Source organism: Psychrobacter urativorans, assembly GCF_001298525.1.
Taxonomy (GTDB): domain Bacteria; phylum Pseudomonadota; class Gammaproteobacteria; order Pseudomonadales; family Moraxellaceae; genus Psychrobacter; species Psychrobacter urativorans_A.
On record NZ_CP012678.1, the window covers coordinates 1,721,052 to 1,733,274 of the forward strand.

9 protein-coding genes are annotated in these 12,223 nt (G+C 42.3%); 5 read left to right on the plus strand and 4 right to left on the minus strand.

Annotated elements, in window-relative coordinates:
* Window positions 1-22: 22 nt before the first annotated feature.
* Window positions 23-1,009: a pirin family protein gene (locus tag AOC03_RS07440; RefSeq protein WP_062534699.1), complete on the minus strand. Its 987-nt coding sequence runs from the start codon at window positions 1,007-1,009 to the stop codon at window positions 23-25.
* Window positions 1,010-1,235: 226 nt separating this feature from the next.
* A complete protein-coding gene (locus tag AOC03_RS07445) occupies window positions 1,236-2,540 on the minus strand; it encodes an NAD(P)/FAD-dependent oxidoreductase (protein ID WP_420480437.1) in 1,305 nt (434 codons plus the stop codon).
* A gap of 393 nt (window positions 2,541-2,933) precedes the next feature.
* Here AOC03_RS07445 and acs point away from each other — a divergent pair, with 393 nt between their 5' ends.
* The 5 genes from acs to AOC03_RS07470 all read left to right on the plus strand — a co-directional run bounded on the left by acs (window position 2,934) and on the right by AOC03_RS07470 (window position 10,505).
* Window positions 2,934-4,901, plus strand: a complete 1,968-nt coding sequence (gene acs, locus AOC03_RS07450) for an acetate--CoA ligase (RefSeq protein WP_062534704.1) — start codon at window positions 2,934-2,936, stop codon at window positions 4,899-4,901.
* A gap of 129 nt (window positions 4,902-5,030) precedes the next feature.
* Entirely contained in the window at window positions 5,031-6,251 is a 1,221-nt protein-coding gene (locus AOC03_RS07455; RefSeq protein WP_062534705.1) for an NAD(P)/FAD-dependent oxidoreductase, read from the plus strand.
* 405 nt (window positions 6,252-6,656) lie between these two features.
* Entirely contained in the window at window positions 6,657-8,183 is a 1,527-nt protein-coding gene (locus AOC03_RS07460) for an acetyl-CoA hydrolase/transferase family protein (protein ID WP_062534708.1), read from the plus strand.
* A gap of 606 nt (window positions 8,184-8,789) precedes the next feature.
* The gene (pgsA, locus tag AOC03_RS07465) at window positions 8,790-9,470 is read left to right on the plus strand and encodes a CDP-diacylglycerol--glycerol-3-phosphate 3-phosphatidyltransferase (protein WP_062534710.1); all 681 of its coding nucleotides are present in this window, start codon (window positions 8,790-8,792) and stop codon (window positions 9,468-9,470) included.
* Window positions 9,471-9,680: 210 nt separating this feature from the next.
* Window positions 9,681-10,505, plus strand: coding sequence for a hypothetical protein (locus tag AOC03_RS07470; protein WP_062534712.1), 825 nt, complete (start codon window positions 9,681-9,683; stop codon window positions 10,503-10,505).
* A 166-nt stretch (window positions 10,506-10,671) separates the two neighbouring features.
* Here the strand turns inward: AOC03_RS07470 and AOC03_RS07475 are convergent, their stop codons facing one another.
* Window positions 10,672-11,166, minus strand: coding sequence for a pyridoxamine 5'-phosphate oxidase family protein (locus AOC03_RS07475; RefSeq protein ID WP_062534714.1), 495 nt, complete (start codon window positions 11,164-11,166; stop codon window positions 10,672-10,674).
* 203 nt (window positions 11,167-11,369) lie between these two features.
* Window positions 11,370-11,864, minus strand: coding sequence for a pyridoxamine 5'-phosphate oxidase family protein (locus AOC03_RS07480; RefSeq protein ID WP_062534716.1), 495 nt, complete (start codon window positions 11,862-11,864; stop codon window positions 11,370-11,372).
* Window positions 11,865-12,223 lie beyond the last annotated feature (359 nt).

The following is a 12,223-nucleotide window of genomic DNA, read 5'->3' on the forward strand; positions in this document are numbered from 1 at the left end:
CTGTTTACTTTAACTAAGGTTTTTAACCAAAATTATCATTTCGATAATCGTGGAAAGCTTGTTTAAGTTCTTCTTGCGTGGTCATAACAAAGGGACCATGGGCGGCAATCGACTCGCCAATCGGTTCACCGCTTAATAATAATAGCTTCACTGTAGGTATGTTTTCTGCAGAATCTGAGCGGGTTGGATAGGTTAGGGTAATGCTATCAGTATCAATCGATAGAGAGATTTCAGCCGCTTCTTCTATAAGTGAAGTTTTATTTAGCACATCAACTGGCGCTTTAAACTGAACCAAATTACCCGCATTGACTAACTCATCATTAATTAGCAGTTCGCCTTCTTGTACCAGTATCATGACATTATGGTGGTTAGGAACGTCTAAGGTGGTTGTGCCTGCTGTATGTAACGCAATATCCCATAAGTTAATCGGCGTAAAAGTGGCTGCTGTACCACTTATTCCTTGATAATGTCCGGCAATAATTGTGGCGCTGCCTATCGGATTTTGCTTATTATTATCCGCATATAACTCAATATTGGGCATATGCGCGCGTTTAAGCGATTGGTATTTAGCCTCTGTCAATTTATGGGTTTGCGGTAGATTAATCCACATTTGCGCCATACTAAAAACCCCACCACGCTTGCCAAACGCTGGCGAGTGAAATTCCTCATGCGTAATGCCGCGTCCTGCGGTCATCCACTGCACATCGCCTTCACGAATGATGCCACTAGCGCCTGTCGAATCGGCATGACAGATCTCACCGGCGTAGGCAACCGTCACCGCCTCAAAGCCCCTATGCGGATGCTGACCGATACCATGCGGCGCGGAATCGTAGTGTGGGTTAGGGATAAAGGTCGTTGGTACACCGTAATCAAGCAATAAAAAAGGGTCGGTATGACTATAGTTGAAATCAGGATTTTCTATTAAGTGATTCATCAAAGTTTGTATTCGAAAGCCATTACCCACCCAATAGCTGGGTTTATCACCATGGATTTTTTTAATTACGCGCATCATCATCCTTTATTATAATATTTTTTTATAATAAGGATTATATATCAACTAATAGTTATGAATTAATGCTTAATTTGCATAAGTCTTTTAATCACTAATGCCTAGTGAATAATGCACGCTTAATTATTTTAAATCATGAGGTCTCTAAATAACAAGGTCTCTAAATAATTATGTCTTTAAATTTAAACAACCATTTTATTGACTACTAATAACTATCACTAATAGGCTAAACCACCTCGCCACAAACAAAACCACTTGCCCATGCCCATTGGAAGTTATAACCACCAAGCCAACCGGTGACATCTAATACTTCCCCAATAAAATACAGTCCGTCTTGATAGTTACTTTGCATGGTTTTTGAGGATACCTCATCAGTTTTGATACCGCCACGCGTCACCTCAGCCGTACGATAGCCTTCCGTACCAGATGGTTTTAACTGCCAGCCATTGAGTGTTGCGCCTAGCTCGATTAAACGTTCATCTTTAATATTCGCCAGTTCAGTGTCTTTAATATCGTCCCATAGCGTCGTTTGCAGGGCGGTCAATAGTTTTTTAGGTAATGCGTTATCGGTATTATCCGCGAGTACCGTACGAATCAGCTGTTTGGGGTGGGATTGTTTGTGCGCAAGTAGTAAGTCGCTGACATTAATATCGGGTAATAAATTAATAGTAATATGTTCACCAGTTTGCCAATAATTGGACAACTGCAACATGGCAGGACCCGACAAGCCACGATGGGTAAAGAGTAACGGCAGCTTAAAGGAAGTACGCGTGTTACTGGCAACCACCGGCATACTAATACCCGATAATGCCCGCAGCAACTCGCCCGTTTTATCGGTAAAGGTAAACGGCACTAAGCTTGGGTCAGTAGTCACCAGCGTGTGACCAAACTGCTGTGCCAACTCATAACCAAGACCACTGGCGCCCATCGTTGGGATAGATAGACCACCAGTAGCGACGACTAATGACTCACAGCTATAGTAAGTTTTTGAAGTATTTGCTGCATTGGCAACGTCTTTTTTACCCAGTTTTTTAGCCGTGATTAACTCAAAGCGTGCATTATCTTTACCATTATCGTTGATGGTTTGAACTTGCTTTATTTCAGTATTGAGCCGAATTTGTACGCCAGCAGCAGCGCATTCATCGAGCAACATGGTTAGGATGTCTTGCGCGGAATCATCGCAAAATAGTTGTCCATGCTCACGCTCATGATAGGCAACTTTATGATGCTCAACCATGCTGATAAATTCCCAACTTGGATAGCGGCTCAGCGCAGATTTACAAAAATGTTGATTGGCGCTGATAAAATGCTCAGGCTCTACAAAATAATTGGTAAAGTTACAACGCCCACCGCCGGACATAAGAATTTTTTTACCGGCTTTATTGGCATGATCCAGTACCAAGACGCGACGACCACGGCGACCCGCAGTGAGCGCGCAGTATAGCCCTGACGCACCCGCGCCAATGATAATGACATCATAATGGGTAGAGGGTTGTTTGCTGCGGTGATTGTCCATTGCGGTTATTTCCATAAGGCGGTACGTATAAAAAAACGAGATAATGCAGTCAATTATCTGCTTAAAAACAGGATTTGAAAGCATTATTTAATAGTGGCTATTGTCCATATTTCATGTAGGGTTACAAGGATTAAATATCAATAACGCTAAAAATAAACGACAGTGTGATTAACGCTAAGTAATGGGCGATATATTGCATAAATAAATGGCTCGACATATGACCATTGGAATTGTTGTCATTCGCCGTTGATGCCTTGCATCAGCTGTTCTTATTTGTCACACTAGAACGAGGGTGTCACTCATTATGGAAGATGACATCACATCGTCCGTATCGATTGCGGTGACTGATGAACAGCCATTATCAATACTCATTTATACAGGCAATAATAATTAAAAAAGGAACAGACCATGACCCAAAAATCATTTCCCATTGCGCCTGAATTTGTTGCGGCCGCCAACACCACAGCCGAGCAATACGCCCGCGATTATCAACAATCTATCGCGTCAACAGAAGATACCGATGCTTTTTGGGCATCTCGTGCTGAGCTCATAGACTGGATAAAAAAGCCAACCATTATTAGTAATGTCAGCTATGACTTGGACGATTTTCGGATTAAATGGTTTGAAGATGGTGAGCTGAATCTTTCAGTTAATTGCCTTGATAGACACCTAAAAGCCAATCCTTATAAGCCCGCTATTATTTGGGAAGGTGATCATCCTTCTTTGCATAAAATTATATCCTTTAAAGAGCTGCATGCCGAGGTTTGCCGTTTAGGTAATGCCATGCGCAAATTGGGTATTAAAAAAGGCGATCGCGTGTCGCTGTATATGCCCATGATTCCGGAGGCGATAGTGGGAATGCTGGCGTGTGCGCGTATTGGAGCGGTGCATTCGGTGGTATTTGGCGGCTTTTCTGCGGAGAGTTTGGGCAATCGCATTATTGATAGCCAATCCAAATTGGTCATTACCGCGGATGAAGGTTTGCGTGGTAATAAACGCACACCGCTCAAAGCAAACGTCGATCGCGCATTGGATATGGAAGGCACAGACAGTGTTAAAAATGTCATCGTCGTCCATCGCACAGGCAATTCAGTACCGATGAGTGGTCGCCGTGATATTTGGTATCATACCTTGGTGGAAGGCGAAAGTGAGGTCTGCAAACCTGAAGTTATGAATGCCGAAGATCCGTTATTTTTATTATACACCTCTGGCTCAACGGGGAAACCAAAAGGGGTTTTACACACCACCGGCGGCTATATTACGTATGCGTTATCGACGTTCCGTGATGTGTTTGATATCAAAGATGACGATATTTATTGGTGTACGGCGGATGTTGGTTGGGTGACTGGGCATACGTATGCGACCTATGCGCCATTGGCGAATGGCACGACCACGGTGATGTTCGAGGGTGTTCCCGAGTATCCAACATGGGCACGTGTTGGGCACATTATTGATAAGCATAATATCAGTATTTTATACACTGCACCGACTGCCATTCGTGCGATGATGAAAGAAGGAGATAACTTCGTGCGGGAATCTAATCGCTCAAGTTTGCGTCTGCTGGGTACGGTCGGTGAACCGATTAATCCTGAAGCGTGGGACTGGTATTATAATGTCGTTGGCAGTGCGCATTGCCCAATCGTCGATACGTGGTGGCAGACAGAAACCGGTGGCATTTTGCTCGCACCGATACCGGGTACGGTTGCGCTCAAACCGGGCGCAGCGATGAATCCGCTCTATGGTATCAAGCCGGATGTTATTGATACCGATGGTACGGCACTCGAAGGACCTGCGGAAGGTAACTTGGTCATTAGTAACAGCTGGCCGGGACAAATGCGTACTATTTATAATGACCATCAGCGCTTTTTAGAGACTTATTTTACCACTTATCCAGGCTATTATTTTACCGGTGATGGTGTGCAGCGTGATGAAGATGGGCACTATTGGATTACGGGTCGCGTTGATGATGTGCTCAATGTTTCAGGGCATAGACTTGGCACTGCGGAAATTGAAAGTGCCGTGGATTCCCATCCTTCTACCGTTGAAGCGGCGGTGGTGGGTATGCCACATGAGATTCGCGGCGAGGGTATTTGCGCCTTTATTATTCTTAAAGCGGGTGAGGTGGCAAGTGAGCAATTAAAAGCGGAACTCAATCGCCATGTGCGCTCTGAGATTGGTCCGATTGCTAATTTAGATGCCATTTATATCGTTGATGTGTTACCGAAAACGCGCTCTGGTAAAATCATGCGTCGTATCTTACGTAACCTTGCCGCTGGTCAATATGTTGGACTCGGCGACTTATCTACCTTAGCCGATAGCTCAGTGATTAATAAGCTCATCGAGGTCGTAAAAGCAGAACGCCAAGTCTGCCGTTAACGGTTCAGTTAATAACGCATTAACATAGCCAATCTGACCATAAAAATAAGTCATATTAGTGAACCTAATATGACTTTTTAATACGTTAAACCTCTCATCAAAATAACTATTGTAAGGCTTATTATCACTATGCCCGATTATTCTGTCACTAATTCTACTGTTAATAACAATGATATTCATACAAAGAACACAGCACCCAAAATCGCCATTATTGGTAGTGGCTTAACCGGATTGTTTGCCGCGACTTTATTAGAGCGCTCATTCGGTCAATCATCCGCTCAGCAAGAAAGTAAAAAATTGCCACAGATAACCGTCTTTGAAAAATCTCGCAGCGTTGGACGCTTAGCCACACGTTATCGCACTGATGAGCACACGCAAAAAAACTGGCAATGGGCGTTTGGTGCGCAGTTTTTTACCGCCAAGTCCGATAACTTTTTACAATTTATTCAGCCGTGGTTAGCGACGGGGTTATTGCAGCCGTGGTGCGCAGAAGTGGTTGATTTAATCCCAACCAACGATAATAGCCAGTTGCCTGAGATTAAGCAAAAAGAGCAGTGGGATACGATTCATGCCCGCTATATCAGCACCCCAAAAATGACCAGTTGGGGACGCGCGTTAGCTGACGAGTTACGTTTCACTACCATGCAATTTAAAACGCGCGTGGCACCGCTGAGTGGTTCAAAAGATGCTTTAGACCATAACACTGAGCAACAAACTGAGCTGTTTGATGAACATGGGTCAAGTTTAGGCAGCTTTGATTGGGTCATTTGTACCGCGCCAAACGGTCAAGCAGTCGAATTGATGGCAAATAGCGGTTTCACGCAGCAAGCGCAAATTAGTCAGCCAACAATGCAGGCGTGTTATACCCTAATGCTTGGTTGGGATAATATAGAACAACTACCTGAAACCTTAAAAAATAATGCTCAGCCAAAATGGGATGTGGCTTATATAAATAGTCCTATTCTCGATAGAATATTTATCGAACATCATAAACCTGCGCATGGCGAACTGTTACCAAGTATCACCATTCATGCGAGTAACGACTGGTCAGAGGCGCACGTTGATGAAAATATCGAGGTAGTAAAAGCGCAATTATTAGAAGCTACACAGCAAGCCCTACACTGGAATAGTGATACTGCACCGAGCCAAATAGACTGTCATCGTTGGCGCTATGCCGCCACGATTATGGATACTAATGGCAATGGCAACAAACCAGCATTGGGCATCTTAGTGGATAACACTCATCAATGGATTGTCAGTGGCGACTGGTGCGGACAAGGCAATATCGAAAGTTGCTATCAGATGGCAGCACATACGGTGCAAGTCCTAACGGAAGCGCTTAATAACTGAGTGAAGCAAATTTTTTATAAAAATAACCACTAGATATCTACTATTTAGTGATGGTTTTTTAGAGATTCTACCAGTAGCCGATAGACAGCCTTGCTTAAAATCATATTCTCGTTAGAATTGTTAAGCCTATTTTATGGGTTATTTGGCATAAATCACGATATCCAAGCCGAATCTCAGCTGAAACTAAGCTGAAATTAAGTCGAATCTAAGCCAACATGAAAAAAACAGTTGTTGAGACAACCAGTATCGTTATAATGGTGCTCACGCCAAGTGCCTCAGGTCTGAGGTTTCTTATTATAAGATGGCACAAAATTCTGAGACGAAACTGGATTTGTGGTTTTGTTTTATGTTTCCCTCATTGATATGAGGATTTATTTTAATATGGACATTATTAGGAGAAACGGTATGACATCACTTAACCATGAAGGTCGCGTACTGCATGACGGTTTGAGTAAAAAAATCATGTCTGCTGATGAAGCAGCTAAATTTATTAAAAATGATATGAACGTCGGTATGAGCGGCTTTACCGGTGCCGGTTATCCCAAAGCCATACCAGCAGCGCTTGCCAAACACATGGAAGCGGCACACGCGCGTGGCGAAGATTTTCAAATCGGGCTGTTGACGGGCGCTTCTACGGCGACTGAGTGTGATGGTGTGTTGGCGGATGCCAAGGGCATCAAATGGCGCACGCCGTATCAATCAGAGCCTGCACTGCGTAAACAAATCAATGCCGGTGAAGCCTATTATTTTGATATGCATTTATCGCATGTAGCGCAGCAAAGCACCATTGGTTTCTATGGCGATATGCATATGGCTGTCGTTGAAGTGGCGGGTATTTTGCCAGACGGTCGCCTGATTCCATCGACCTCAATCGGTACGAGTAATGCATGGCTAGACAATGCTAAACATATTATTTTAGAAGTCAACGCGCAGCAAAGCTTGATGTTAGAAGGGATGCATGACGTTTATAATGACATTGGTATGCCGCCCAATCGCAAACCTATTCCACTAGTCACTCCAGGTGGGCGTATTGGTGTACCGTACTTACATTGTGATATGGATAAAGTGGTGGCAGTTGTTTTGACTGATTCACCAGATCGCAACAGTAAATTTGCTGATCCTGATGAAACCTCAAACAAAATTGCCAGTCATATCATTGATTTCTTCCATGATGAAGTTAAAAAGGGTCGTCTGCCAAAAAACTTATTACCAATCCAATCTGGTGTCGGTAACGTTGCCAATGCTGTATTAGCGGGCTTGCAGAACAGCCCGTTTGAACAATTAACTGGCTACACCGAAGTGTTACAAGATGGCATGTTAGACCTTATCATGTCAGGCAAAATGACCATGGCATCGGCGACTGCACTGTCATTAAGCCCAGATGCGTTAGAGACGTTCAATGCCAATCTTGAAGAATTGCGTGCGCGTATCGTATTGCGTCCACAAGAGATTACCAATCACCCTGAAGTGGCGCGTCGCTTAGGTGTATTGGCAATCAATGCCATGATTGAGTGTGATCTGTATGGCAACGTTAACTCAACCCACGTCATGGGCACCAACATGATGAATGGCTTGGGCGGTTCAGGTGACTTCGCGCGTAATGCTTACACTTCATTCTTTGTGTCACCATCGGTGGCGAAAGATGGCGCTATCTCTTGTATCACGCCAATGGTATCGCATCATGACCATACTGAGCATGATGTGATGGTGATTGTAACTGAACAAGGTTTGGCGGATTTACGTGGTCTTGCACCGCGTCAACGTGCGCAAGCGATTATCGATAACTGTGCGCATCCTGACTATCGTCCGATGTTGCAAGATTATTTTGATCGCGCATCGAGCACAGCCGGTATGCAAACCCCGCATATCCTGAACGAATCGTTATCATGGCATCAACGCTATGTAGAAACTGGCGATATGCGTATTAAATAAGCATTTAAGTAAGCGTATTAATGAATAACATATCGCTATTTTTATGAGCGCAGTAAAACAAAAAACCCCTTTATCTGTATAACAGGTAAAGGGTTTTTTTAATGTATAAAATTGATAAACAGTCTTTCGATATAAACATAACAATAAGAATAGATTTATATATCAATAATTTAACAGATAAAAAAAAGACCCACAGAGGAGAAACTGTGGGCTGAGGAAAGCAAGTATAGCGTTAAGTGATGATTATATTATTTATTATTATTGTTAATGATTATCTATGCTTACTATAAATATAAGGACATTGGCTGACAATTCAATGAGTACTTAGGTTTCATTACAAAATTTATGATAAGGTTGTTAATGATAATATCGAGTGTACAACTGTATTTCTATAAATAATAATAACGGAATGTAGCGTGGTGAGTGTCGCTCAGTTACATGCCATTACGTTAAACGATATTTTAATACATTGTCACACTTTGAAAGATGTTGGGAATAATAGAATTTTCCTGCTTAAACCTTGAACCTACAGAGTAGGCATGACGGCATGGCTGAAAAATGCTAAGCTAGCAGTCAACCTTACGTCCACACTAAACTGGGTTAGTCATGACCGAGAGCACACACTTGCACACGCCAGAACCGCCACCTCTGCAAAATAATAAAAGCATTTTTAATTTGCCGAATAACCTGACCATTGCGCGTATCTTAATGATTCCGCTATTTGTGGCGATTGCCTATTGGCCGCCTGCAATGGGCATTAATATGCCGGCGATTCCTGATAACGTTATCGCGCGCGTCGGTATGAGCGAATTTAGCGACAGTTTACTGCGGCATTTATTATTGACCGGTGTTTTTATTATTGCGGCGATTACGGATTGGCTTGATGGCTATTTTGCGCGTAAGCTCAATGTGATGTCAGCTTTTGGACGCTTTTTAGATCCGGTCGCGGATAAACTGATGGTAGCGGCGGCGCTGATTATCTTGGTGCAGTGGCATCCGAATATCATCATGGCAATAGCCGCGATTGTCATTATTTCGCGTGAGATTGCGGTATCAGCACTGCGTGAATGGATGGCAGAACTCGGTAATCGCACCAGTGTGGCGGTGTCGTATGTGGGTAAATTGAAGACCGCTTTTCAAATGATTGCAATTACGGTATTACTACTGAATTGGGAATCGCTAGAGATGATTGGCTATCTCTTAATGGTGGCGGCAGTCATACTCACTTTATGGTCAATGTTTATTTATCTAAAGGCGGCATGGCCTTATCTTAAACAAAGCGGCTAGCTTTTTATAACTGCTATTATCATTCTAAGTTTATTAAAAAAATGCCAGTGGCTTGATGCTTACTGGTTTTTTTTGTTCTAAGCTAATGATATAGCTCATCTACTTTAAATCTTGATTGTTTATAGCGTTAAGATATACTCAAAATAGTAAACAAAATATAGAACCGCCAAGCGCAAAGGTACTAATAATAATTCAGGTGAGGAAGACAGTATGAAGTCATATAACACATCATATAACACACAGTCGTTTGGCGCCGTTTTGTTACTTGCTCTATTGACGGGTTGTTCATCAGCACCAAATTCGAAAGAAAAATCGGCAGATGCATCTAGTACACAAAATGAGCCGATGCAAGAAGAATCCATGCAGGATGAATCGGTACAAGATGCCGCATCGAATAGGCAAGAAACATCGGTGCAAGATGCGACTGAATCTGAGCGTTTGGGTACGCAATGGGGCGATGATGTTGACTCGGAGGTGACCACTGTCGATTTGGAACGGGTTAGTGACGAGCCGCTTGAGCAGATACAAGTGCGTTATGCAGATAAAGCCTATAGCGGGCGCGCGGTAAATAGCATGTCATTACTGGCAGGTAAAGTTGAGTTTTCGGCAGCAACCGATACGGGCAAATTACCCCTTTATCGTGATGCGGGTAACTATTATCTGCAAGGTAAAGCAGGTCAAGCATATCGTTTGGTGTATCACAATAACAGCGCCAATACTTATGAAATCGTTGCCAGTGTTGATGGTTTAAACGTGCTCGATGGTAGTGCAGCCAGTATTTATGATGGGGGTTACGTGTTACGTCCCCATGATAATTTGGTCATCGAAGGCTTCCGAAAAAGCGAAAGTGCTGTCGCCTCCTTTATTTTTAGTAAACCCGATAGCGCCTATGCAGCTAATACCAGTAGCGGTTCTATAACGAATACCGGTATTATTGGTACGGTTATTTATGAGCTTTATGACCCTGCGCAGCACAAATCGCAACAACCAAAAGCTTTTCCGGCGGATAATGGCTATGCAAAACCACCAAAGTAATAGCTGCTATCGAAGCAAAATGATGAAAGTAAAATGACTTATTTAAGTTATCGCACAACAAAAAACGCCAGTAAGTATCATGCTTACTGGCGTTTTTCTTTGGGCTATGAGTTAGTTAAATTGTGAATTAAAAGGTATTTAATACTCAGTTTATAGTGTGAGTGAATTATAGCGTGATTGAAAAATTCTCACCCAAACTATCACCAACGGCAGTTTCGGTGACCGCAGCAGCGGTAATTTTGAATACATTAGCAAATGAATTACCATTCGCCCAATATTCTGCACCATGAGGCACCACTTTTATCAGTTGAATTTTGGGGTCATTAATACCGTGCTCAAAATAAGCGTTGTACATCGTCGACCATAATTCTTCAAGCTTTTCTTTATCTTCGACCAATTCAGCTTTACCGGCGATAGATAAATAATTCTTTTCATCGTGAGTTCCATAAGAAAGATTCACTTCTGGATTTTTCTTAATATTCTCAACGGTATCAGAAGGCGTGTGCCCGATGAACCAAATTTCTTTCGCGCCAATGCTGGTTTCAGTGGTATTCATCGGACAAGAATGCAAGTGATCGTCAGCGGTGCGGGTGGTCATCATGGTATATTTAATATCTTTTACCAGTGCTTGGATTTTGTCCATCTGTTCTTGCTTACTCATAATAGTCATCCTTGTCGTTATGAAAATTTATGATAAATAAATAGGATAATAGTGTGCTGCCTTATTAATAAACTCAATAAATAAGCAGATATTATATTTATTATGATTGCTTGTTAATCTTTATCTATTAATGTCTTCATTCAATGCAGGCAGCACACTATTTTAAACAAGCTATTAGCTCAACAAGCTACGAGCTTCTTAGATTATAAAGAGATGGAGAAAGTTTCACCCATATCTTCAGCCGTTTTGCCATCTTGTACCGCTGCGGTTGCCATCTTAAACATATTGACAACTGAGTTACCGCTAATCCAACACTCGACACCATGAGGCACGACTTTAATTAGTTGTACGTTCTCGTCTTCTTTACCATGCGCAAAAAAGGCATTATAAACAGGCGACCACAGCTCATCTAACTTGTCTTTATCGGTTGATAGTTCAGCATCACCGCTGATAGACACATAATTTTTGGCATCTTGGGTGGCATAAGTCAGACCAATTCTGGCATCATCTTGGATATCTTTGACGACGTCGGATGTTTTATTACCAATAAACCAAATCTCTTTGGCACCAATACTGGTCTCACTGGTGGTCATTGGCCACGCGTGAATGTCGCCTTTTTTATTGGTGGTGCTCATCATGGCAAATTTTACATCTTTTACCACTTCTTGAACTTTATCAATCTGGTCTTGTCTACTCATGAGGTTTATCCTTTAATTGGTTTTAATTAATTAGTGTTAATAAGTTATTGTTAGTATTTCGATACTTAGTATGTAAATAATAGAACGTTAAAATTAAAGTTTTGCTTAGTAAAGGTTTTAATAAATGATTCTTGCCTTTAAACCTGCGTCTAGAATAGCGAGATTTGTCGACATAGTTATATAGGTTGCCAGTAAGAGGATGTGAATGTTTGTAAGGAATACGGTGGTTAGGTAAAACGAGTAGCAGTCTGATGCTGGTATGCGCCCACTGTGTTTATAATTCGGTAGCGAATGTACTTATTTATAAAGTGCTACGTTTTTAATAAACAGATAAACCCTGAATTTATAGCGGTTTATAC